Origin of the sequence: Chondromyces crocatus (assembly GCF_001189295.1) — a bacterium.
Classification (GTDB): domain Bacteria; phylum Myxococcota_A; class Polyangia; order Polyangiales; family Polyangiaceae; genus Chondromyces; species Chondromyces crocatus.
The window spans coordinates 3249692-3271125 of record NZ_CP012159.1 but is presented as its reverse complement, the minus strand read 5'-3'; the positions used below and the strand labels follow the sequence as shown (position 1 = coordinate 3271125).

Below are 21434 nucleotides of genomic sequence, written 5' to 3'. Positions count from 1 at the left end.
ATGTCCAGTTCGTCCCCGTCGGGTATCGAGTCGCATTCGAGTGCTTTCCTCATGCGCACGCACGAGGCACTGTGCCAGAGCTGCACGACTGCTGCGCTCATTCATAAAAATTGCCGTCCTATGCATGCGCGTGACCTTTGGACTATGCTGCGACGCGAGCCATGGGCCAGCCAGCAGCGCAGCGACCCGCCACCTACGCCGATCTTGAGGCGGTCCCTTCGCACCTCGTGGCGGAGCTCATCCACGGCGTGCTGCACACCTTCCCGCGCCCCGCCATGCCGCATGGGGCCGCCGCCACGGCGCTCTCGATGGACCTCGGCAGCCCCTTTCAGCGAGGGCGAGGAGGGCCAGGCGGCTGGTGGTTCGTTCTCGAACCGGAGCTGCACCTCGGGGACGACGTGGTCGTACCCGACCTGGCTGGGTGGCGCCGAGAGCGCATGCCGCAGATGCCGCGCGCGCCCTTCGTCACCTTGCCACCAGACTGGCTTTGCGAGGTCCTCTCCCCCTCGACCGCCACCCACGACCGCCTCCGGAAGATGCCGGTCTACGCCCGCGCTGGGGTGACGTGGCTATGGCTCCTCGACCCCCTCGCCCGATCGCTGGAGGTCTTCCACCTGCTCGAACGGAAGCGGTACGCGCAGGAGCAGACCTTCCTCGAAGGAGAGGTGGTGCGCGCGAGCCCCTTCGACGCCATCGAGCTGGACCTCACCGCCATCTGGGAGTCCATCGCGCCCGAAGAGGGCTGACCCGCGGCTTTGTCACCCAGCGCATCGTGGCAGCGCCACCTCCCGGAACCACTTCTTTCAAGTGGCTGTCCCCTCGGTACCGTTCGGCCGATGGCACGCTTACCCCCAAGCTGCGGTCAGTCACGATGGCGGAGACCGGGCGGACACTCCACGCCTCACTTCTCCGTGGTGATGAGCCCACTTCGTTGCGCTCTTTCATTACCTGCCGCAGTGTTCTCGAACCAGCAGATCTCCCACAGGCGAGGGTCTCGACCGAGCGCGTTCCATTCACCATCGATCCGCGCCAAGGCATCCGAGATCGAGATGCCCCAAGGCACGAAATTGGTCATATCGTCTACAAAATCGCCGACGACCATCAGACCATTCGAAAGAACATACTCGATCACAGCCATCGTACTTCGGCGCAAGTCCTCATCAGAGACACCCAGTCCGTCTCTGACTCTCACCGTCATCACGAAAAGGTCAACCCAATCATCATACCCACCGACTGCACGACTGGCACCATCTACGACCAGTTGGTCCACAGTCGCTTCCAGTTCCATTTTCATGGATGCACCTTGAGAGGTTCTTATCCATCGAGCGATCCGATGTCCATCGTGGCCAACTCCTCTCGTCTCGTTCGAGCACTCTCGTCGTGCGCGCGCCCGGCGCCAGCAGAGGACGACTCGGCTGTCACGACCACCCAAGGCGAATGAAGCAGGCCAAGGATGACGGCTGGAGGCTCCCTGACCCACGCTGACGAGAGACGAGACTCCTCCTCCCTGCACGTAAGGGGTATTCTTTGTGCTGCCACGACGGTGCAGGCGACACGAGGCGTCGACGGTGGAGATCGCCGCCGCGCTCTCGGTCTGGGTGTTGCTGAAGAAGGGAGTCAGCGCGAGCACCAGGGATCAGCCCACGGCATCTTCTGAGGTGCCCCATGTACAGACCACGCCTTCTCTCGCGAGAACACGCGTGAACCAATCGGGGAAGCGCTTGATGTCTCCGAACACTTTCTGCTGAGCGGCGAAGTTTGGATGAGAGCGGTCCGTCAAGACAATCAGCTCGTAATGACCATCGATTTTCGGATCTGGGATGACTGAATACGTGGTGCCACCGAACATCTCCCCCTTCCAGGTGCCACCGCAATCCTCAAAGTCGACAGACAGCACTTCGAACAGCAGCGTCAGCACGTCCTCTCCATCGGGTACAACCAGGTGAGCGCACAGTCTTTCAATCATGAGCCCCTTGTTCCTCCACTGAAACGCCCAGGCGTCACTCGCGTTCCCGTTGCCCGAGGCGAGTTGTTGACAGGGGGCATGTTCGGCCCCCCCGCCCCTTCCAATCTATGCCCGGCCGTTCGGACCGATATAGATAGAGCGACCGGGCGGCGGAGGCTCCGAGGACCAACCCATGACTGCAACGACACGGAGCGCCAGCTCTCGCACGAGCCGCCATTCGGGGTCATTGACCATGGACTCATCGGTCCAGAATTTCTCATTTTGAAGGCCACTCATCGCACGAAGATGCTTATCCAGAGCTGAAATGGAATCCAGTTGCTCGCTCGTCAGTGACTCACCCAGCTCTTCTCTGAAATTGCCCCATCTCTCCTCATAATCCAGCGCAAGTTCGTCAGCTTTGCATACGAAGTCGGGAAACAGCGAGAGCTGAACATCCGTGGACTGCGCCAGCGCACGTATGCTCCATTCAAAGTGCTGTGCTGTGCTAGCCCGTAGCGTTTCTTTCTCGTCCATCATGACTGCTCCTCTCGCTGGCATCCATGCAGGAGCGCTCCAGGTCGGCCATTGCTGGCGACGAAGGGCCGTCCCTACCGCGACCTCCCGCATGCCTGGGGAGAGGGCACGAAAAATCCTTCTGTTGGAGAAGGTACGAAAAGCCCATCTCGTTCTGGCTCTACAATGCATTGGATGGAATCGTCTTGCATGATGAAATAATCAACCAGCACGGGACCTGGTTCCCCTGGGAGGAATGTCAGAATGCGCTCTCGTCCGTCTGGAAACCGGATGCAAATGACTTTCTTCCACCTGGTGGCTTCTCCGTTGCGCACGCTGCGTATCGTTGTCGATATGCAACTCCGTGTTCGCTCCAGTAAGATTGGCTCTTCTCCAGGAGCTCGTTCGTGACGTTGTTCCGCACCCGCAGGCGTGCTTGTTTCAGAGGCGTGTCAGCGGGAAAGTATTCGTGCAGCTCCAGAAGTCTCGAAGGAGAGTCGACATCGATGTCCGCGTCTGTCCCCTCATACTCTTCCGGTGGATCGAAGTACTCTTTCGGGTCGACATGGAGAACATCTCTCTCGCCAGTGGTGAGAATATAGTCAATCGTTATATCGACATCGTTGATGGACATTGAGTCTACTTTCCATGCGCTCGAGGAGCGGGCTTCCTGGCGTAAGACCTTGCCTTCTTGTCTCGTTCGAGCGCTCTCGTCTCGCGCGCGCCTGACGCCAGCAGAGGACGACTCGGCTGTCACGACCCCTTGAGGCGAAGGGGCTGCGCCACTTCGCACGCAACTGTTCCTCAGGCCACCGTCACCTCCGACGTATTACTTTGATGAAACCGCTTCGGAGGGCTCTCTCATTACCTGCTGCAGTATTCTCGAACCAGCAGATCTCCCACAGTTGAGGGTCTCGGCCCTGTTCGCGCCATTCCTTCTCGATACGCGTCAGCGCCTCCGGAACGGTGAAGCCCCAGGGAACGAAATCGGCCATAGTGCGACCAAACTCACCAACCACCATCAATCCGTTCGAAAGAACGTAGTCGAGCACTTCGAGAGTGTTCTTGAGCACTTCTTCTTCGAGGGCGTCTGGGGCTTTATCGGGGAGGCCCAGGCCCTGACTCACTTGAATCGTTATCCCACAAAGGTCAACCCAATCCCCGTAGCCCTCGACCACCACTCGGTCCACAATGGCTTCTAGCTGCGTCATCATGGTTGCACCGTGAGGATGTCTTTGTCGGTCGGATGGACGTCGAGCGTCGTCCCACCCGGTCTGGAGTTCTGTAACCGCTGCACGGACCCCACGTTGAGACCCAGGCTGGTGAGGCCGAGCGTGTGGGCATGGCCAAACGATGGACAGAGGAAGAGCGACGTGCCGAGGTGCAGGGCTGGCGTGCGAGCGGTGAAAGCATGGCGCGCTACGCCGCGAGGCGCGGGTACACCGAGACGTCGCTGCGGAATTGGGCGGCGGCCGAAGGGACGTGGAGCGGAGCGCCGGGGCTGGTTCGGCTGGTGGTTGCGGCGCCAGCCCGAGACCGTGAGATCGTCGTGGAGGTGGGCGCAGCGCGGATCCGGGTCACGACGACGTTCGACGCCGAGCTGCTTCGCGCGGTGGTGGCGGCGCTGTCAGCGGGAGGGTCGACATGATCCCGCACGGCGTGGAGATCTTCGTCGCGCTCGAGCCGGTGGACATGCGGTTCGGGTTCGAGCGCCTGGGGGCGCTGGTACGCGAGCGGATGAAGCGCGAGCCCCGCTCGCGGGCGCTGTTCGTGTTCTTCGGCAAGCGTCGTCAGAGCGTGAAGGTGCTCACGTGGGACGGCACGGGTGTCGTGCTCTGCTACAAGCGGCTCGAGCGAGGGCTGTTCGAGCTGCCGACGCCGACGCGGCCAGGTGAGCAGAGCGTGGTGGTCAGCGAGGCGGCGTTCGAGGCGCTGTTCGCGGGCCTGTCGGGCATGCCGATTCATTGAAAAACTGTGAGCCGTCGCGTGCGTATCGCGCGTCCAAGATGCGAGGATGAGCGAGAAGAGCGCGGCGCATGAGAGCATGGGTACGGAGGAGCTGCGGGAGCTGCGGGAGCAGCTCCTTCAGCGCGATGACGCGATCGCCTCGCTGCGCGAGCTGATCCGGTCCCTCGAGGGGACGGAGCAGGCGCTCAAGACGACGCTTGCCAATCAGATCGCGGAGAATGAGCAGCTCAAGCGTCGTCTGTTCGGCACGAAGTCGGAGCGCACCAACACGTCGGAGTTTCAGCTGCTGCTCGAGGGGCTGTTCCGCGAGAATACCGCGCTGCAGAAGAAGCTCGAGCAGGAGCTGACGCCTGGGGGCGCGACGGGCGACGGCGACCACGGCGCGAAGAGGGGCCGCGACAAGGAAGAGAAGAAGGCGCGCCCCAAGCCGAAGGGGCGCCGTAACCTGGCGGCCTCGCAGCTGCCGCGCATCACCGTGGACATCGACGACCCCGAGCTCGCGAAGAAGGGGCGGCTGATCGGCTACGAGTCGGTCTTCGAGTTGCTCCGTATCCCGGGCAGCTTCCGCGTGCTGGAGAAGCGCATCGCGCGCTACGAGATCGCGCTCGCGGGGACCGAGACCGTACTCAGCGCGGAGCTGCCGCCGCGGCTGTTCCCGCGCGCGCTCTGCCACACCTCGGTGTTCGCGTGGCTCGCCATCGAGAAGTTCATGCTGGGCGTGCCGTGCTACCGCCTCGAGCAGCTCCTCCAGACCGAGGAGGCATCGCTCGATCGCGGGACGATGTGCCGCTACCTCGAGGACCTCGGCGGGACGCTCGGGGCCACGGTCGTGCACGCGATGTTCGAGGACGCGCGGGCCAACTGCCACGTGCTGTCCACGGACGCGACCGGCGCCGCCATCCAGCCCGAGCCCGGCTCCGACGGCCGCAGGCAAGCCTGCAAGAAGGGGCACTTCTTCACCATCGTCGCCGATTGCGACCACGTCCTCTACCACTACACGGAGTCGCATTCGTCGGCGTCGGTCCAGAGCCTCTTCCGCGGCTTCTCCGGACTGCTCCAGAGCGATGCGAGCAGCGTCTACGACATCCTCGACCGAGGCCCACCCGGGCGATTCGAGGAGACCACCGAAGGCACGCTCAAGCTCGTCGGCTGCTGGGCCCATTGCCGCCGCTACTTCTTCGACGCCGCGGTCACCAAGCACCAGCGCGCCGTGGAGGGGCTGCGGCGCATCCGGGTGCTCTATGCTCTCGACGCATCCTGGTCGAAGCTGCCTCCAAGCGAGCGTAAGCGCCGCAGGGCGATCCACCTGGCCCCGCTGCTCGATGACTTCTTCGCGTGGGTGAGCGTCGCCCGCGCAAGCGAAGCAGGCCGTTCCCTCGCCGCGAAGGCGCTCGGCTACGCGCACAACCAGGAGCACGAGCTGCGTCGCGTCCTGACCGATGGCCGCTTGCCCCTCGACAACACCCGCAGCGAGCGTGCCCTGAGGACCATCGTCGTCGGCCGCAAGAACTGGCTCTTCTACGGCAGCGATACCCACGCCGAGAGCGCGGCGGCGATCTTCACGCTCGTCGCCTCGTGTCGCCTGCACCGTCTCGACCCGCTCGCATTCCTCAACGACATCCTCCGCGTGCTGCCCTACTGGCCCAAGGAGCGCTACATCGAGCTGGCGCCGAACAACTGGGCCGCCACCAGGGCACGGCTCGACGCCGACCAGCTCGCAGCGTAAGCGTCCGGCCCAGGGCATGCCCAGAAGAGGGTTGAGGCGTGGGAAGAGCGAGGTGCAAGCTCTCCTGGGCGCATGCTGGCGCAAGGCAGACGGGAGCGTGGAACGCCCGCAAGCCAACCTCGGGAGCCTTCATCCGACGTCGAGCAGGAATGCGGATGCGGCTACGAGGCGGCGACGCCTACAGCCGTTGCGTCGCTGGTGTGCGCCTTGGACCAAGCGTCGGGGAGTAGCTCGTCGAGCCTCGAGCGTGGCCAGCCGCGTTGCAGCTTGGTGATGACATCGGTGGCCCAGAGGAGAGGGTTGACCCCTTGCAGGCTGCACGAGCGGAAAAGCGTGAAGCCGATGGCGAGACGTTCAGCGCCCTTGTCGGAGCCGGCGAAAAGGAAGTTCTTGCGACCGACAGCGATCTTGCGCAGCTGCCGCTCCGCCTCGCCATTGTCGATTTCGAAGCGCCCGTCGGAGAAGCACCGTCGCCAGGCGGCCTCCTGACCTTTCGCATAGAAGGTCGCCTCATACAGAGGCGTCTTCGGCACGAGCGTCTTGTGGGTCTCGCGCACCCACTGAAAGAGTGCATCGACCAGGGGCATCGCGTGGGCTTGTCGATAAGCGTGCCGCTGCTCTGGAGAGAAACCGCGCGCCTTGCACTCGGCCTCGACAAGATAGATGCCCTTGAAGTAGCCGAGAGCGATGGCGGCGCTGAGATCGCCGAGCTTGGCAGCCTTCTCGAATTTGGCGCGGATGTGCATGCCGCATCCGAGCCGACGCTCCTCGGACAGACTCGGCGCGGAGTGAGTGGATTGGCGCAGCATGGCATTGTAGCCAGCGTAGCCATCGCCCTGAAGAAAGCCCTGAAAGGGCTGAAGCAGGGCCGCTGGGTGCTTGGCCTTCCAGTCGGGCGCATAGAGAAAGGAAGCGAGGTGGTCGCCGACGAAGACCCACAGGTGACCGCGTTTGAGGCGCCGAGGATGCTTGCGGTCCTGGACGGGAATGCCGGTATCGTCGGTGCGCAGATAAGGCTCGGCGAGGACCCGCTCGGTGATGCGCGCCGCGATGGGCGCGAGCAGGTCGAGGGTGAACGCGGTCCAGTCTCCGAGCGTGGAGGACGACAGGACGACGCCCGAGCGCGCACACGCCTGGGCCTGCCGATACAGGGGCATCGAGTCCTCGAACTTGTCGACGACGAGCTTGGCGAGCAGGCCAGGACCGGGACGACCGCGGTCCATGACCTTGTCGGGCGGAGCGGTGGAGACGCCCTGCTCGGGACAGCGTGGGCAAGCGAGCTTCTCTCGTTGCTGCTCGACGACGATGAAACGCGCAGGAATGAAGTCGAGCACCTCGCTGGTCCGGTAGCCAATGCAGGCCTTGTCTCGACCGCATTGACCGCAGACGCGCTCCGAGGCGGGCACCGTCAAGCGCTCCCGATGGCGCTCGAGATGCGCTGGCAGCGGCGCACGCTCTGCACGCTTCGGTGGCTTCGGTGGGTCGGCAGGGGGAGCTGCCTGCTCCCCCTTCTCGGGCGGAGCATCATCGGGCGGAGCTTCAGGGAGCTGAGAAGCAGGGGCCTCGTCGGCGTCGAGCAGCGTGGTCAGCCAGAGCGAGAGCTGCTGCGAGCTGACCTTCTGGCTCTTGCGACCGTACAAGGCTCGCAGTGCGGTCTGGAGGCGCAGCGTGAGAGCATGGTGTGCGTCGGTCAGCTGCGTGAGCCATCCGAGCACGTGCTCGATGAGCTCCGTGACGCATCCTCGGTCCGCGAGCTGGGTCAGCTGGCGCCGAACCTGCACGAGGTCGACGGGAGCCTTGACGACAGCAGAAGAAGAGCGGGCCACGTATCGAGCGGTGTATTCACCGCGCGCCACAGCACAAGGCATTCAATTTACGCCGCGAGTTTGCCGGGCGAAGGCAACCTCCAGCGCTTTTTCCTCGTCGCACCCGACAGGTCGAGGCCTTCGAGCATCAGCGCAAGCTCGGCGGCATCCATCTCGACATGCGTCCGCCCTGCGCTCACGGCGTGGGTGAGGTGGAATCGCCCTTGAGCGAGCCGCTTGGACACGATGCAGTAGCCGGTGCGATCCCAGAACAGGATGCGCACCTGGTCCGCCCTGCGGTTGAGGAAGACGAACAGATGGCCACTCAGGGGGTCGGTGCCGAATCGCTGCATCACCTGCGCCGACAGGCCATCAAAGCCTTTGCGAAGATCCGTAGGCTCCGCCGCGACGTAGACTCGCACCGACGGCGGCAGCATCAGCATGCGCCAGTCCCTCCAGCCACGCGGAGCAGCCGCGCAAGCGTCGTCGCATCGAAGTCCTCCTGCACCCGCACGATGCACCCATTGGGGAGCGCCAGCTCGATGCCGGCTGCGATGGCAGGCGACGGCGCCACCCCTACGCGCGCCGGATGAGCCTGCGGGGACTTGACGACTCGGACCGGAAGAAACCTCGGCGGAGTACTCTGAAGCGCCGCTCCAGAGGACGTACGGAGTCTCGACGTCCACCAGTACAACGACTGGACCTTCAAGCCCTCCAACCCGGCAAACGCCTTCGCGCTCAAGCCGCTCTGCTTCCACCGCTCTACCCTCTCGCTCCACTCCGCTCGCGTCGCCATCTCAACCTCCAGTGCCTTCGATGGCCTCTGGAGTTACCCGCCCGCACTCGGCTGATCACGATGGCGGTGACCGGACGGATACCTCGCAGCGCCTGTCGGCGTCATCCGCGTCCCCCCCGGCACGTGAGGTCGCCACGCCGTGGCGCCGAGGAACGGCCCGCCTAACACATCCCAGGGGATGCTGAAGGTGGGGTCCGTGCAGCGGCTACGGAACACGACGTGGCGCAGGAAGTTGTGCATCGTCCGCCGCCCTGCCTCGGCCTCGGTCACCCCGTCCAGGAGCGCCTCGACGTCGAAGCGCTCGGCGTCCAGCGTCTCCCGCCGGCCTTCGATGTAGCCGCGCATGATCTCGGCGTCGATCTCCGGGTGGTACTGCACGCCGTAGCACGTGGGCGTGAACCGGATGGCCTGGTGCTCGTCCTGCTCGGACCGCGCGAGGCTGACCGCGCCCGGGGGCAGACGGCCGACGGTGTCCACGTGGGTGACGTTGGCCTGGAACCGCCGCGGGACCCCCGGCGAACAGCGGCTCGTCCTGGCGCTGTAAGCAGCGGACTCATAAATGAAGTCCACAATTCGGTCCTGGATGGTGTGCTCACTCAGCACCGCTGCGCCAGCTTGACGGGGTTGCCTCTGTCGTGGTCCATACAGAATAGCGATGTCCTCATGGCGACACAGAAGTGCTGTCTGCTCTGAAGGTCTTCTTAGGGGCAAACCGTTAAGGCTTCTGGTGAGTGTGGAAAAGCTAGCGTCTCTCGCCTCAGCCAGCTCCCCCCCCTCGCGACTGGTGGCTGCGGAGCAGCACCACAGCTCATGGCGCGACATTTGCCTCACGAGCGGGACTGCGTGTCCCACTCTTCCCCTCATCCTTCGGGACAAGTCCTCTCCCTTTTGGCTGGGTTCGTCTTCCTTTCGACGACGCTCCCTCATGCCGCATTTGGCCCACAGAAAGGCGGTTTTATGAAAAAAATCTTCGCGCTATTCATATGTTCATCGACTGTCGCAACGTTATCGGTCGGCATCACCCAGCCAGCGAATCGCTGCGACACCATACTTGCCGAAGGAATCTTTGGTTCTACGACTTACCTGTCTTCGTCTGCGGCTCAGGAGGCGTATAGAAAGTGGCAGTGCGCGACAGAGATAAGAGACTTTCGATCAGCCAAGCAGCTCGGTCTGAGTAGCAAGGCTATCATATATGGAATTCCGGCAAGCTCCTCATTCAACTATGACACGTCGCTACGCGACAAGTACAAGAAAGACAATTGCAGTGATGATGAGCGTTCGGTCGACGCTCAACATGCTTACATGCAGGTTCGCAAATATGCGCAAACCACAATCATCGATGCCTGGTCCGACTGCATGAGAGGTAACCACAACGGGCTGCGTGTGAAATCGGACGACGTTTCTAAGATCATCAAAATAGAAATATCTTACAGTCTTCACCATAGTCAAGACAAGGCCCCACTCCTCAAAGCAATCAAAGAAATTAATGCCCAGTGCATTTCAATCAACAATTTCAACCTTCCAGTCCTAGTTCCACTTGGCAACGGCTCACTCATATACCATTGCACGCGTGGGAATATCTGCGACGACTCCTCCGTCTCCATAGCCACATCGACGGAAACTAAAATCATTAACATTGCCAGACTGCACGGAGGCGATGGACAGCCTTGCTGCGAGGGACAGTGCAAACCAGGACTGAGCTGCAGCGGTGAAAGATGCTCCCAATGCGGTTCAACCAATGAGACATGCTGCAGCGACAACCACTGCAAACAAGGCAACACATGCATCTCCAGCATCTGCTTGCCTTGTGATACCAATGGACCAACCTGGTATCAGGACCTCGACAAAGACGGCTATGGCGACAGTGCCATTTCAAAAAAATCTTGCACCCAACCCAGTGGTTACGTCTCTCTCGGCGGCGATTGCGACGATACAGATAAGACGGTTAACCCAGGTCAGACTGCCTGGTTCAGCACTCCTCGCTCTAACGGCTCATATGATTACAACTGCGACGGACACAGCACTCAGCGTTGGAGCAACCAAGGCAAATGCATCAATCGCTGCAGAAATGCCGACGAAGGCTGGGTTGATGGTCCAATACCAGGTTGCGGTCGAAAAGGCACTTGGCTCGTGGATTGCGATCGAGGATGCGGAATACTAAAGAAAGAAGAGAAAGACGTAAAGGCGCAGGAGTGCCATTGAGTCTTCATTTGTCATCTAATCGATTAGTCTAGTGGGGAGTGGAAACCCAGAAATCGACTTCTTCGGTCTTCGGATCAACGATGACCAGCCTCAGCCCCTCCGCGATGCCTTCTCTTGGGGCAAGCTGCGAAGCTGAAACGCAACGCACCACTTCTTGTCCGCATCGATTTCTGCTCCGGCGGTTACGCATTGCCACTCCACGCCCTTGTACACCCGTCCTGCTATAGTGCTCGACCATGAAGTTTGCCAGCGCAATGGCTTCTTCCTCTTTCATCCGGATCCCCTTCATCCATCCCTCCTCTCTTGTTGAAGGATGCAGATGGCGGGCTCCCTCTCAGCCTCCTTCATGCGTCACCAGCCCTCCGAACTCTCCAGCCTATCACCTGAGCAGACGGTGTGACGCGAGCCATGGCCTGTTGCCCAGGCGCCCCGGTCTCGCAAAGGTCTCGGTGATCCCGCAAGGATCCGTGGGTTCGCGCGCAGGAGGAGCGAGGGGAGGAGAGCGCCCCTGACCCTCCGTCATGGAGCGCCACGGCGCTGAAAAGCAGCAGCTGGAGGGCAGAAGCGCAGGAGGCGTCGACGACCGCCCCCCGTCAGCGACCGTCACGCAAGGCGCGGGAAGACGACGTGGCGCAGGAAGTTGTGCATCGTCCGCCGCCCTGCCTCGGCCTCGGTCACTCCGTCCAGGAGCGCCTCGACGTCGAAGCGCTCGGCGTCCAGCGTCTCCCGCCGGCCTTCGATGTAGCCGCGCATGATCTCGGCGTCGATCTCCGGGTGGTACTGCACGCCGTAGCACGTGGGCGTGAAGCGGATGGCCTGGTGCTCGTCCTGCTCGGACCGCGCGAGGCTGACCGCGCCCGGGGGCAGACGGCCGACGGTGTCCACATGGGTGACGTTGGCCTGGAAGCGCCGCGGCACCCCGGCGAACAGCGGCTCGTCCTGGCGCTGGTCGACGAAGACGGTGCCGAACTCGCGCCCCTTCGGGTTCCGCACGCACTCGCCCCCCAGCGCGTGCGCGAGGATCTGGTGGCCGAAGCAGATGCCGAACACCGGCACCCCCGAGCCGACCAGATCACGCAGCCAGCCCTCGGTGCGCACGATCCACGGATCGCGGTCGGGCACGTTGGCCGGCGAGCCGGTGAGGAGGAAGGCGTCGGCCTCGCCGGGCTGCGGGAAGGTCCCGTCGCGCGCATCGGCGAAGGCGTACTCGCCGGTCCACACCGGGCCGATGGCGCGGCGAATCATGTCGGCGAAGGAGCCACGACGCTCGCGAACCGAGGGGATCGGGTCGCCGGTCGTGACGATGAGAAGTCTCGCTGGAGGGATCGACATGGGCGCGGAGTGTAGCCTCGATGTCGAGGACCGGGCTTCTCCGAGGTGGGCCTCGACGCCGAAGCCCAGGCCGAGGCCCAGCCCGAAGCCCAGGCTGAGGCCCAAACCGAAGCCACGGCTGAGGCCCAAACCGAAGCCCAGGCCGAGGCCCAGCCCGAAGCTCAGGCTGAGGCCCAGCCCGAAGCTCAGGCTGAGGCCCAGGCCGAGGCCCAGCCTGAGGCCCAGCCCGAAGCCAGGGGGACTGCACGAAGCGGCAGTCGCCTGCGCCAGCTCTCCACGGTCGCAGGGGGCGCTCTCCACGGTCGCAGGGGGCGCTCTCCACGGTCGCAGGGGGCGTTTCCCTCGCCCCAGTCCACGTGACTTACAGTACAAAATCTACCCCTATGCGCCGTCCGCTCGCTGCCGTCATCGGAAGTACACGGGCAACGGAGCAGCAGCTCGCGCTCGCTCATGAACTCGGCACAGCGCTCGTGGACTGCGGCTTCCGCGTGGTCACCGGAGGACTCGGTGGCGTGATGGATGCCGCCCTGCGGGGCGCGCGCGCTTCCAGCCGGTACCAGTCGGGGGACACGCTCGCCGTTCTTCCCAGCTACCGGACCCACGACGCCTCCGACATGGCCGATGTCGTCCTCTGCACGGGCATGAACCATGCGCGCAACACCATCCTGGTCGCCTCGGCCTCCGTGGTCCTCGCGGTGGGCGGGCGCTCGGGCACCCTCGGAGAACTCGCGCTCGCGTGGGAGCTGGGCCGCCCCATCCTCTGCGTCGGGGACTCGGAGGGCTGGGCGACGCGCCTCGCTGGCGAGGGGCTGGACGATCGCCGCACGGACAAGATCCATGGGCCGCTCGCCCCCTGCGAGGCCGCGCGCCTCGCCCGGACCCTTGCCCACGACGTGCCAGCGCCCCCGCACTTCGCATGAGCCCTCCGCTCGCCATCCTCAGCTACCACCGCGTCCTGCCGGACACGGGTCCCCTGGCCGAGGGCTGGCCCTACGTTCGTCGCGGCACGGCGGTCTCCCTCGGCAGCTTCGCGCGCCAGATCGAGCAGCTCACCCGGCACTGTGCCCTCGTCGACGAGGCCACGGTCTGCGCCTGGGCCCACGGCCAGGCGGAACTCGAACGCCCTTCGGTCTGGCTCACCTTCGATGACGGCTACCGTGACGTGGTCGACCACGCGCTGCCTGTACTCGACGCCTCTGGCGTGACCGCGACCGTGTTCGTCACCACCTGCACCCTGGAAGCGCCCCCCGGCGCATTACCGGCCGATCGCTGGTACGCGGCGCTCACCCGCGCCCGGCAGTCTCGCGGCGAGCTCGCCGTGAACGGCTCACGGTGGTCCTTCGACCTCAGCCAGACCGACGACAGGATGCGGCTCGTCGACGGTCCAGAGCGCCGGCACTTTCTCTACGCCAGCCAGGACGAGCAGGCGTCGATCCTGCGCGCGCTGGGACACGCCCTGGGAGGCCCGACCGAACCCGCAGCGGGGCTCTACCTCTCGGGGGAAGCGTTACGGCGGCTGGTGCAGCGCGGCTGGACCGTCGGAGCCCACGGCGCGACCCACACCCCCTTTCCGGTCCTCACCAGCGCGGCGCTCGCTGCCGAGTTCGACGACCAGGAGAGTGCCTTTGCACGGCACGGGCTCCCACGCCCCACCGCGCTGGCGTACCCCGACGCAGCCTGGAGCGCCGCCGCCGAAGCCGAACTCACCCGGCGCGGCTACCGCACGGCCTTGCTGCTCGGCGATCGGCGCGCCCAGAAGCTCCCCTTGCGGCTTGGCCGGTTCCTCGTGCCCGACGACCCCCACTGGGTGCAGCGCGTGCTGCTCCCTGCCCTGGAAGGTGACGGATGAAACCACGCTGGCACCATGAAGAGGCGTGGCTCGCCCACGTCGCGCGATGGATCGCACTCCACCCGACGGCAGGGAGCCCGGCGGCCGAGCGTGTCGCCACCGAGATCGGCGTGCATCTCGACGAACTCGGCCTCCAGGTGGAGCTGGTGCAGCGCAGACAGCACAGCCCTTTGCTGATCGCGCGCCGACGCGCGCCCCCCGGAGCCCCCACACTCGGCATTTACGGTCACTACGACGTCGAGCCGATCTACGGCCACTGGACCCACGATCCCACACAGCTCCGGGTCGACGCAGGCCGAGCCTACGGGCGCGGCATCGCCGACAACCTGGGCCCCCTCGCGCAACGCCTGCTCGCAGCGCGCGACGTCCGCGACTGGCCCGGGATCGTCTGGGTGCTGGAGGGCGAAGAAGAGACCGGCTCGCCCCTGCTGGCGGAGCACCTCGACGCGCTGAGCGAGACGGACGTCTCGTGGTGGCTGGATGAAACGGGGTACTTCGAGGCCCCCGATCGGCAGCGCCTCCTCCTTGCCCGGTGGCCCAGCGCCCTCGACCCCCTCCCCACCACCTGGCGAGATCTCGCCGCAGCCCACGCCGTGTCCACGGTGGTGGCGCATCGCGAGCTGAACCGAGCCTCCGGTGGGTCGAGCGCGCCCGTGAGCCAGCTCTTCCGCGGACGCCCCTACGCCTCGTTCGGCCCCAACGACGAGGCCTCGAACGTCCACGCCGCGAATGAATCGATCCCCCTCGGCGCGCTCCTCCTCTCGGCGCACCAGTTCGTCGCCACCCTGGAGCACCTCGGCATGCAGAGGCTGCCTTGAAGACCATCGCATTTCACACCCAGCACGACGCCAACCTCGCCATCGCCCAGGATGGCGTGCTGCGCCTCGCGCTCGAACTCGAGAGGCTGTTCGAGGAGCGGTACTTCGCCAGCGCCCGCGACGAAGCGACATTCCGGCAACAATGGCGGAAGGCCATCGAGGCGGCCGTGCAGGAGACGGGCATCGAGCATTTCGACGTCGCCGTCACGAGCTGGGTCATGCCGTCCCAGCGGCGGATCCTCGCCGAGCTGGTCTCGGCCGATCGGTGGGTCACGGTGGACCACCACCGCGCCCACGCGCTGCACGGCATCCACGACGCGCCCTTCCGAAGGCCCCTCGTCCTCTCCTTCGACGGCGGCGGCAACGACGGGACGTTCAACGTGTACCGCGTGAACGACGACACCCTCGTCCACGCGCACCGGCTCCCGCTCAACCTGGGCACCCCTTACCGGCTCCTCGCCATCACCATGCCCGAGGTCACCGGCAGGCGCCCCCAACCGCGCGCAGGGCACCTCTCCCTCGCGGGAAAGATCATGGCCTACGCGGCGCTCGGGCGCGTCCGGGAAGCCTGGCTCGCCCCCGTCGCGGAGTACTACCGCCATTACCAGGAGCCGTACCAGGCGCTGTATTCGCTCGGCGAGAGCCTGGGCCTTCCGCTGGAGCCCGACGCCCTGTCCAGCGACGACGCGCGCGATCTCGCCGCGACGAGCCAGCATGTCTTCGAGCAGCTCACCCTGCAGGCCGTCCGAGACCACCTCACCGAAGGCGACGACGGCATCGTCCTCACGGGCGGCTGCGCGCTGAACGTGCGCGCCAACGAGTGCATCCGCCGCACCTTCGGCCTGCCCGTCCACGTGCCCCCTGCGCCGAACGACGCTGGCATTGCCGTCGGCGCGCTCTGGTCCGTCGAACGACCCACCGCGCGACCCGACGTCTTCGTCGGCTTGCCCTTGCAGCAGGACGTTTCCCCGGACGAGCTGCGGCGGCGCGCTGCAGTCCGTACCGATCTCGATCACCTCGCGACCTTGCTGCGTCGCGGCGCCATCATCGGGGTCGCCAGCGGCCGCGCCGAGCTGGGCCCCCGCGCGCTCGGACATCGCTCTCTCCTCGCCTTGCCCGGGTCGATCGCGACCAAGGAGCGGATCAACGCGCGGATCAAATCCCGGGAGTGGTACCGGCCGCTCGCGCCTGCCATCGCCGCAGCGCGCGCGCATCAGTTCCTGCCAGACCCCCCATCGTCGCCCTACATGTCGTTCGCCGCCCCGCTGCACCGAGATGCCCTCGAACGCTTCCCGGCCTCCGCTCACCTCGATGGCACGGCGCGGGTCCAGACCGTCTCGCCAGACACGCTCCTGGGTCGGCTGCTGGACCACCTGGAACGGCAGGGCGAGCCTCCGATCGTGCTGAACACCTCGTTCAACACCCAGGGACGCCCCCTGATTCACGGCGCTCGCCGCGCCCTGGAAGCGCTCGACCAGTCCGACCTCGACTTCGCGTGGCTCGATGGCTGGCTCGTCCCCCGCGACGAGACCACGGCGGCGCGCTTCGCCACGGAGGCCTCATGACGCGGAAACTCCAGCTCCTGTGCGACGCGAACCCCATGGCCTACGGATCGAGCTCGGCGCTCCTCTCGATCCTCGACCACCTCGACGCCGACGCCACGGCGCTCGTGCGGGATGTCTCGGCAGAGCTGCTCGGCACCGATCCTGCCGTACGCCGCACCCTCGCCGTCGACGTCAAAGATCCCCACGCCGTGGCGGCAGCCATCGCGGATGAACCCCTCGATGCCGCGCTCGTGGTGTCGAACCTGACGAACGTCGAAGTGTACCTCCGCCGCGGACTGCCCGTGTTCTTCGTCGACATCCTCTACTGGTACACGGCGCGCAAAGACCATCTCGTCTGGTCGGCCGCCGAGCGTACCTACGCCCAGGCCTTTCCTGGCGTGAAGGAGCGGCTCCAGACCCTTCCCGCGGCGTCGCGCCCTCACCTCGTCGGCCCCCTGATCCGCAGCTTGCCACCGCGCTCCCAGGCCCCACGCGGCACGGTCGTCAACCTCGGCGGGGTCCGCTCCCGCTTCATCCACCCGGACGACGCGCCCATGTTCCTCGAAGGCATCGGTCACCTCCTCCGCGAAGCCGAACCGCTCCTGCCCGAAGGCCCCGTCCTCGTCGCGGCCGGCGCCGATGCCTGCCACGTGCTCGAACGGGTCTTGCCCCCGCGCGCGAAGGCCGTCTGCTTGCCCCAGCACGCCTACCTGCAAGCGCTCGCCGACGCGGCCTTGTTCCTCACCGCCCCTGGCCTCAATGCCATCTTCGAGGCCCTCGCACTCGACCTCCCGCTCGTCTTCCTCCCACCCCAGAATGCGACCCAGGTTCTCCAGCTCGCCAGGTACGAAGACGCCGCGCTCGTCCCGCCCGGCCTGAACCTCCCGGCGCTGGATCCCAGCCTGCCGTTGCCGCACCAGATCGACGACGAGGGCGCGTACACGCACGGCGTGCTCGACAGCCTGCGACGGCTCACGCGCTCGGACGGGTCCCTCCGCGTCATGGCGCAGCACCTGCTCCACCAGATCCACACCGTCTCCGCGCGCACCGACGCACGCCTCGCCTTTCGCACCGCCCTCGGTCCGAAAGGTGGAGCCCAGATCGCCGACGACATCCATCGCTGGTGGCGCCAGCGCCCCGCCCATGATTGATGCCGCCGTCATCATCCCGACCCGTGGAGACCGCCCCACCTTTCTCCGCAGGGCCCTCTCCTCCGTGCTCGCCCAGACCACGCGCCCACGGGAGATCCTCGTCGTCGTCGACGGCGACGACGCTCGACGGACCGAGGTGCTCTCCCAGATCGACGGCCTCCCTTGCCGTGTGCTGTCCACGGGGCGCCCCCGAGGAGCCGGCGCAGCCCGCAACCAGGGGGCACGAGAAGCGCGCGCACACCACCTGTGCTTCCTCGACGACGACGACGTCTGGAAACCCGGCTACCTCGCCGCCGTGTTCGCAGAGGGCCCAGGATTCGACCTCGCCCTGACCGCCTTCGAGAAACACACCCACGACGCCATCCGCCCGGAGAAAGTCCCTCCCCAGGAACTCACCCGGACCGCCTTCCTCGTCGCCAACCCCGGAATCCGAGGCAGCAACCTGGTGCTCACCCGCGCGCTCTACGGGAAGGCGGAAGGCTTCTCGGAGCACCTGCCCGCGTTCAACGACATGGACTTCGGGCTCCGCCTCGTCGAGGCCCGACCCGTGCACTACCGGCGCATCTGCGAGCCCCTCGTGGAGTACCACGCCCACGACGGGGAACGCCTCTCGCGGCGAGGCGCGAGCGCCATCCCCCCGGGCATGGAGGGCTTCCTCGATGCCCACGGCCCCACGATGGATCATCGCCAGGAGGCCGCCTTCCGGGCACGCGCCATCGCGCTCTGGGACGTGGACCCGTGGACCCTGCCCGCCCTCGAACGGCGCCTTCTGCGCGCCTCGAAGGCAGGCACGCTCCCTGCGCATTTCCCGGGCCTCCTGCACGCCGCCGAGACGGCACTGCTGGAAGCCACGTGCCGGAGCGACGACGAGACCGACGCCCACCAGGCCTTCATCGACCGCTTGAGCCACGCCTTCGAGCGGGAACGAGGCGCTCCGCGGCTGCGAAGGCTTCGCCTCCTCGTCATCACCACCGACACGCCGGGCAGCGTCGCCGGGTTCCTCGCCTCGCTCCAGACCGCCCTCGACCGATCCGGCTGGCGCCTCGGCATCGAAGGCCCTGGCATCGAGATCCTCTTCGTGCGCAACGACCAGGATCCCGAGGTCGACCAGGCCCACGATGCGGTCCTGCGACGCTGGACCGATCGCCGCGTCGCGATCACCCAGCACGACGTCCCGCGGGCCGACCGGCCGCTCTCGTTGACCGAAGCCCGGCGCTTCGCGCATCGCGCCGCGCAGCACCGCGCCTGGACGCCTTCCCCGGACGAGCCGCTGTGGATGCTCGACGAGGACTTTCGCTTCGAGATGCTCGTGCCCTCGAACACGCGGGGATTCCGCCTGGTCCCTGGAGGATCGCTGCTCCACCGGGTGGCGTGCCTGGCCCTCCAGCACGGCCCACGCGGCGTGGACGCGCTCCTCGGCGGCAACAGCGGAGCGCCCCCCGTCCCTGCGCTCGGAACCCTGCGGCGTCAGCTCCTCGATCTGGCGACCCCCGCCACGCCCGAGCGCCTCACGGAAGGCCCACTGCACCCCACCGCGGTGCAGCTCGGCCGACGCGACGCCTACTACGATCTGAGCACCGATCCGCTGCCAGAGCTGCACGTCCCGATGCGCATGGCCTGGTGGAGCCGGTCCGGGGCATGGTCCTGGGAGACCGTCGTCGACCGATTGCTCCAGGGCTTGCCGGTGACCCGACCCGCCCTGCCCTGGCTCGGCGCTCCTGCGAGCGCCTGGGGCGACCTGGAGGCTGCCAGCGTGGCTGGAGGCAACACCCTCCTCCTCACCCCGCGCGTCCTGCGACCCGAAGACTTCGTGCAGCTCCGCTGGGGCCGCATCCGCTCACGTCGCGGCGACACCACGTGGTGCATCACCTGTCAGGCCGGCGGGGCCCGCATCGCGAGGGCCTCCTTCCCGCTGTTCCACGACCGCACCCCACGCAAGGGGAGACCTCCACGGGAGAGCGCGGTGCATGACATGATCGCGGACGCACTCGGCGTCGGCCTCTACGAGGCGCTGAGGGACACGCGCAGCCTGGATCGCCCGAGCATCGAAGCGTGCGCCAGCCGTCGGCTCGCGGCCGTCGTGGAGAGCCTGGGGACCGTGATCACGCTGCTGAAATCGAGCAAGAACGCCTTCCCGGAGGCCTTCGGCACCGAGCTGCTCTCCGTTGCAGTTCGTGCGCAGGTGCGCCTGGCCGACGTTCGCTTCGACGCTGCGGACCTGCACGAGATGCAGGAAGCGCAGCGCCCCTGAGACGGCACCTTCCCTGCGAAGACCTCGCCCTCCCACGAGCGAGTCCTCCGTCGTCGACCACCATGGCGACATGGTCGCTCTCCGCAGGGACCTTCTCTTCATTCGACCTTTGCCCACCAGGGGACGGTCAACGAAGAGAGGGTTCCCGTCACCAGCAAGCGCCCCCTCCAGCGAACGCTGGCCGTTGCGCCTTTCGCGTGTCCGTCGGCGTACCGGAACGATCGGTCGGCATCCCTCACATGCCGGTCTGCGCACCAGAGCGATCGCTCTGCAGCCTTCACATGCCAGCGAACACCGTTCGACGATCGTCGTTCCGCATTCTCGTGCCAGCGAACGCCGTTCGACGGTCGTCCTTCCGCATTCTCGTGCCAGCGAACGCCGTTCGACGATCGTCGTTCCGCATTCTCGTGCCAGAAACCGCCGCTCCGTCCCTCGTCCTTTCACCCTCGTGCCAGGGATCACCGTTCGACGATCGTCTTTCCGCATTCACGAATCGTCGATTGTCGTTCGACGATCGTCGTTCCGCATTCTCGTGCCAACGAACGCCATTCGACGATCGTCCTTCCGCCTTCACGTGCCAGCGAACGCCATTCGACGATCGTCCTTCCGCCTTCACGTGCCAGTGAACGCCCTCTCGACGATCGTCCTTCCGACATCGAGCCAGGGATCGCCGTTCGACGATCGTCGTTCCGCATTCTCGTGCCAGCGAACGCCGTTCGACGATCGTCGTTCCGCATTCTCGTGTCAGCGAACGCCGTTCGACGGTCGTCGTTCCGCATTCTCGTGTCAGCGAACGCCGTTCGACGATCGTCGTTCCGCATTCTCGTGTCAGCGAACGCCGTTCGACGATCGTTCTTCCGCATTGACGAGTCAGAGGTCGCTTTCTCGTGAACAGGGAAACAATTCCTCTGGCGGTGGATGGAATTCCTGCGTCGCACGACGTCGTTCCACCCATAGAAGAACGAACTCCACACGTCAGCGCTCACCGACCTCCGAATCGAGACGATGGCCACCCGGACGCGAAGCCCCGCCCTCGCCCCGCTCACCAGCACCTCTCGATCGCTCGGCGTCGCCATGGCCCACGGCATCTCCGACCGCGTGGGAGCTGCCCCGACCCGACGACCATCGAGCGATGGCTCCTGGCATGGGGGGCCTGTACAACGGTCCCATGCCCCGCATTCACCTTGCCTCGTTGCTGTTCGCCCTCTCCGCGGCGATGACCGCGTGCTCTTCCTCCACCACCGTCGATGACGGCTCCGGAGGCAACGGCGGCTCGGGGGGAGGAAGCGCGGGCGAGGGGGGGTCCGCGCAAGGAGGCTCGGGTCAGGGCGGCGCGTGTCCCGAGGGGGAGATGCACCTCTACCACGAGGCAGGCTGTGGGCCGGAGGTGCAGCCGGTCTGCTCGCCCCCGCCGCCGCCCTGCGCCGATCCCTTCTGCGGCTGCGACGGCAAGACCATCTACGGGTGCGTCTGGACCTCGGAGAAGTACCAGCACGTGGGTGCCTGCGAGGGGGACGACGCCGAGGCGCGCTGA

At 65.8% G+C, this 21434-nt stretch carries 23 protein-coding genes; 12 read left to right on the top strand and 11 right to left on the bottom strand.

Annotated elements, in window-relative coordinates; all coding sequences use genetic code 11:
• Positions 1–161: 161 nt before the first annotated feature.
• Positions 162–746, top strand: a complete 585-nt coding sequence (locus CMC5_RS12180; RefSeq protein ID WP_050430568.1) for a Uma2 family endonuclease — start codon at positions 162–164, stop codon at positions 744–746.
• A gap of 155 nt (positions 747–901) precedes the next feature.
• On the opposite strand, the gene CMC5_RS44375 is transcribed toward CMC5_RS12180, so the two are convergent.
• The 5 genes from CMC5_RS44375 to CMC5_RS12160 form a co-directional block, all read right to left on the bottom strand.
• Positions 902–1294 (bottom strand): hypothetical protein, encoded by a 393-nt coding sequence (locus tag CMC5_RS44375; protein ID WP_156338512.1) that lies wholly within the window; start codon positions 1292–1294, stop codon positions 902–904.
• A gap of 342 nt (positions 1295–1636) precedes the next feature.
• On the bottom strand, positions 1637–1966 hold the full coding sequence (locus CMC5_RS12170; RefSeq protein ID WP_156338511.1) for a hypothetical protein: 330 nt from the start codon (positions 1964–1966) through the stop codon (positions 1637–1639).
• Between the two features lie 105 nt (positions 1967–2071).
• The gene (locus tag CMC5_RS44370; RefSeq protein ID WP_156338510.1) at positions 2072–2482 is read right to left on the bottom strand and encodes a hypothetical protein; all 411 of its coding nucleotides are present in this window, start codon (positions 2480–2482) and stop codon (positions 2072–2074) included.
• Between the two features lie 235 nt (positions 2483–2717).
• Positions 2718–3092: a hypothetical protein gene (locus tag CMC5_RS44365; RefSeq protein WP_156338509.1), complete on the bottom strand. Its 375-nt coding sequence runs from the start codon at positions 3090–3092 to the stop codon at positions 2718–2720.
• Positions 3093–3273: 181 nt separating this feature from the next.
• A complete protein-coding gene (locus CMC5_RS12160; RefSeq protein WP_050430563.1) occupies positions 3274–3672 on the bottom strand; it encodes a hypothetical protein in 399 nt (132 codons plus the stop codon).
• A 128-nt stretch (positions 3673–3800) separates the two neighbouring features.
• On the opposite strand from CMC5_RS12160, the gene CMC5_RS12155 reads away from it, so the two are divergent.
• The 3 genes from CMC5_RS12155 to tnpC (CMC5_RS12145) are packed head-to-tail and all read left to right on the top strand — an operon-like array spanning position 3801 to position 6152.
• Positions 3801–4106, top strand: a complete 306-nt coding sequence (locus CMC5_RS12155) for a hypothetical protein (RefSeq protein WP_050430562.1) — start codon at positions 3801–3803, stop codon at positions 4104–4106.
• Complete coding sequence (gene tnpB, locus CMC5_RS12150; RefSeq protein WP_050430561.1) at positions 4103–4426, top strand: IS66 family insertion sequence element accessory protein TnpB; 324 nt, start codon at positions 4103–4105, stop codon at positions 4424–4426. The genes CMC5_RS12155 and tnpB (CMC5_RS12150) overlap by 4 nt, the downstream gene beginning before the upstream one ends.
• Positions 4427–4472: 46 nt before the next feature.
• A complete protein-coding gene (gene tnpC / locus CMC5_RS12145) occupies positions 4473–6152 on the top strand; it encodes an IS66 family transposase (RefSeq protein ID WP_050430560.1) in 1680 nt (559 codons plus the stop codon).
• A gap of 161 nt (positions 6153–6313) precedes the next feature.
• On the opposite strand, the gene tnpC (CMC5_RS12140) is transcribed toward tnpC (CMC5_RS12145), so the two are convergent.
• From tnpC (CMC5_RS12140) to CMC5_RS12125, 4 genes are read right to left on the bottom strand one after another with little or no spacing between them, the layout of a single operon-like run.
• The gene (gene tnpC, locus CMC5_RS12140; RefSeq protein WP_425394821.1) at positions 6314–8020 is read right to left on the bottom strand and encodes an IS66 family transposase; all 1707 of its coding nucleotides are present in this window, start codon (positions 8018–8020) and stop codon (positions 6314–6316) included.
• A 5-nt stretch (positions 8021–8025) separates the two neighbouring features.
• The gene (tnpB, locus tag CMC5_RS12135; RefSeq protein WP_050430263.1) at positions 8026–8400 is read right to left on the bottom strand and encodes an IS66 family insertion sequence element accessory protein TnpB; all 375 of its coding nucleotides are present in this window, start codon (positions 8398–8400) and stop codon (positions 8026–8028) included.
• The gene (gene tnpA, locus CMC5_RS49125; protein WP_050430262.1) at positions 8394–8753 is read right to left on the bottom strand and encodes an IS66 family insertion sequence element accessory protein TnpA; all 360 of its coding nucleotides are present in this window, start codon (positions 8751–8753) and stop codon (positions 8394–8396) included. The genes tnpB (CMC5_RS12135) and tnpA overlap by 7 nt, the downstream gene beginning before the upstream one ends.
• Before the next feature lie 33 nt (positions 8754–8786).
• A complete protein-coding gene (locus tag CMC5_RS12125; RefSeq protein WP_156338508.1) occupies positions 8787–9323 on the bottom strand; it encodes a glutamine amidotransferase-related protein in 537 nt (178 codons plus the stop codon).
• A gap of 273 nt (positions 9324–9596) precedes the next feature.
• Between CMC5_RS12125 and CMC5_RS44360 the strand changes: the two genes are divergently transcribed.
• Complete coding sequence (locus CMC5_RS44360; protein ID WP_156338507.1) at positions 9597–10955, top strand: hypothetical protein; 1359 nt, start codon at positions 9597–9599, stop codon at positions 10953–10955.
• A 28-nt stretch (positions 10956–10983) separates the two neighbouring features.
• On the opposite strand, the gene CMC5_RS44355 is transcribed toward CMC5_RS44360, so the two are convergent.
• Both CMC5_RS44355 and CMC5_RS12120 read right to left on the bottom strand, forming a co-directional pair.
• Positions 10984–11244: a hypothetical protein gene (locus CMC5_RS44355; RefSeq protein WP_156338506.1), complete on the bottom strand. Its 261-nt coding sequence runs from the start codon at positions 11242–11244 to the stop codon at positions 10984–10986.
• A gap of 314 nt (positions 11245–11558) precedes the next feature.
• The gene (locus tag CMC5_RS12120) at positions 11559–12587 is read right to left on the bottom strand and encodes a glutamine amidotransferase (protein WP_245678411.1); all 1029 of its coding nucleotides are present in this window, start codon (positions 12585–12587) and stop codon (positions 11559–11561) included.
• Positions 12588–12670: 83 nt separating this feature from the next.
• Here CMC5_RS12120 and CMC5_RS12115 point away from each other — a divergent pair, with 83 nt between their 5' ends.
• The 7 genes from CMC5_RS12115 to CMC5_RS12080 all read left to right on the top strand — a co-directional run bounded on the left by CMC5_RS12115 (position 12671) and on the right by CMC5_RS12080 (position 21434).
• Positions 12671–13207 (top strand): SLOG cluster 4 domain-containing protein, encoded by a 537-nt coding sequence (locus CMC5_RS12115; RefSeq protein WP_050430558.1) that lies wholly within the window; start codon positions 12671–12673, stop codon positions 13205–13207.
• Positions 13204–14136, top strand: a complete 933-nt coding sequence (locus CMC5_RS12110; RefSeq protein ID WP_050430557.1) for a polysaccharide deacetylase family protein — start codon at positions 13204–13206, stop codon at positions 14134–14136. Before CMC5_RS12115 ends, CMC5_RS12110 begins: the two co-directional genes overlap by 4 nt.
• The gene (locus CMC5_RS12105; RefSeq protein ID WP_050430556.1) at positions 14133–14954 is read left to right on the top strand and encodes a M20/M25/M40 family metallo-hydrolase; all 822 of its coding nucleotides are present in this window, start codon (positions 14133–14135) and stop codon (positions 14952–14954) included. Before CMC5_RS12110 ends, CMC5_RS12105 begins: the two co-directional genes overlap by 4 nt.
• Positions 14951–16519, top strand: coding sequence for a carbamoyltransferase C-terminal domain-containing protein (locus CMC5_RS12100; RefSeq protein ID WP_050430555.1), 1569 nt, complete (start codon positions 14951–14953; stop codon positions 16517–16519). Before CMC5_RS12105 ends, CMC5_RS12100 begins: the two co-directional genes overlap by 4 nt.
• Entirely contained in the window at positions 16516–17649 is a 1134-nt protein-coding gene (locus tag CMC5_RS12095) for a hypothetical protein (protein WP_050430554.1), read from the top strand. The genes CMC5_RS12100 and CMC5_RS12095 overlap by 4 nt, the downstream gene beginning before the upstream one ends.
• Positions 17642–19900 (top strand): glycosyltransferase family A protein, encoded by a 2259-nt coding sequence (locus tag CMC5_RS12090; protein ID WP_050430553.1) that lies wholly within the window; start codon positions 17642–17644, stop codon positions 19898–19900. Before CMC5_RS12095 ends, CMC5_RS12090 begins: the two co-directional genes overlap by 8 nt.
• Before the next feature lie 1168 nt (positions 19901–21068).
• Positions 21069–21434: a hypothetical protein gene (locus CMC5_RS12080; protein WP_156338505.1), complete on the top strand. Its 366-nt coding sequence runs from the start codon at positions 21069–21071 to the stop codon at positions 21432–21434.

What these genes read in the sequence shown, in the direction of transcription:
- CMC5_RS12180 (WP_050430568.1), top strand. Translation starts at nt 162, where the DNA reads ATGGGCCAGCCAGCAGCGCAGCGACCCGCCACCTACGCCGATCTTGAG.
- CMC5_RS44375 (WP_156338512.1), bottom strand. Translation starts at nt 1,294, where the DNA reads ATGAAAATGGAACTGGAAGCGACTGTGGACCAACTGGTCGTAGATGGT.
- CMC5_RS12170 (WP_156338511.1), bottom strand. Translation starts at nt 1,966, where the DNA reads ATGATTGAAAGACTGTGCGCTCACCTGGTTGTACCCGATGGAGAGGAC.
- CMC5_RS44370 (WP_156338510.1), bottom strand. Translation starts at nt 2,482, where the DNA reads ATGATGGACGAGAAAGAAACGCTACGGGCTAGCACAGCACAGCACTTT.
- CMC5_RS44365 (WP_156338509.1), bottom strand. Translation starts at nt 3,092, where the DNA reads ATGTCCATCAACGATGTCGATATAACGATTGACTATATTCTCACCACT.
- CMC5_RS12160 (WP_050430563.1), bottom strand. Translation starts at nt 3,672, where the DNA reads ATGATGACGCAGCTAGAAGCCATTGTGGACCGAGTGGTGGTCGAGGGC.
- CMC5_RS12155 (WP_050430562.1), top strand. Translation starts at nt 3,801, where the DNA reads ATGGCCAAACGATGGACAGAGGAAGAGCGACGTGCCGAGGTGCAGGGC.
- tnpB (WP_050430561.1), top strand. Translation starts at nt 4,103, where the DNA reads ATGATCCCGCACGGCGTGGAGATCTTCGTCGCGCTCGAGCCGGTGGAC.
- tnpC (WP_050430560.1), top strand. Translation starts at nt 4,473, where the DNA reads ATGAGCGAGAAGAGCGCGGCGCATGAGAGCATGGGTACGGAGGAGCTG.
- tnpC (WP_425394821.1), bottom strand. Translation starts at nt 8,020, where the DNA reads ATGCCTTGTGCTGTGGCGCGCGGTGAATACACCGCTCGATACGTGGCC.
- tnpB (WP_050430263.1), bottom strand. Translation starts at nt 8,400, where the DNA reads ATGCTGATGCTGCCGCCGTCGGTGCGAGTCTACGTCGCGGCGGAGCCT.
- tnpA (WP_050430262.1), bottom strand. Translation starts at nt 8,753, where the DNA reads ATGGCGACGCGAGCGGAGTGGAGCGAGAGGGTAGAGCGGTGGAAGCAG.
- CMC5_RS44355 (WP_156338506.1), bottom strand. Translation starts at nt 11,244, where the DNA reads ATGAAGGGGATCCGGATGAAAGAGGAAGAAGCCATTGCGCTGGCAAAC.
- CMC5_RS12115 (WP_050430558.1), top strand. Translation starts at nt 12,671, where the DNA reads ATGCGCCGTCCGCTCGCTGCCGTCATCGGAAGTACACGGGCAACGGAG.
- CMC5_RS12110 (WP_050430557.1), top strand. Translation starts at nt 13,204, where the DNA reads ATGAGCCCTCCGCTCGCCATCCTCAGCTACCACCGCGTCCTGCCGGAC.
- CMC5_RS12105 (WP_050430556.1), top strand. Translation starts at nt 14,133, where the DNA reads ATGAAACCACGCTGGCACCATGAAGAGGCGTGGCTCGCCCACGTCGCG.
- CMC5_RS12095 (WP_050430554.1), top strand. Translation starts at nt 16,516, where the DNA reads ATGACGCGGAAACTCCAGCTCCTGTGCGACGCGAACCCCATGGCCTAC.
- CMC5_RS12090 (WP_050430553.1), top strand. Translation starts at nt 17,642, where the DNA reads ATGATTGATGCCGCCGTCATCATCCCGACCCGTGGAGACCGCCCCACC.
- CMC5_RS12080 (WP_156338505.1), top strand. Translation starts at nt 21,069, where the DNA reads ATGCCCCGCATTCACCTTGCCTCGTTGCTGTTCGCCCTCTCCGCGGCG.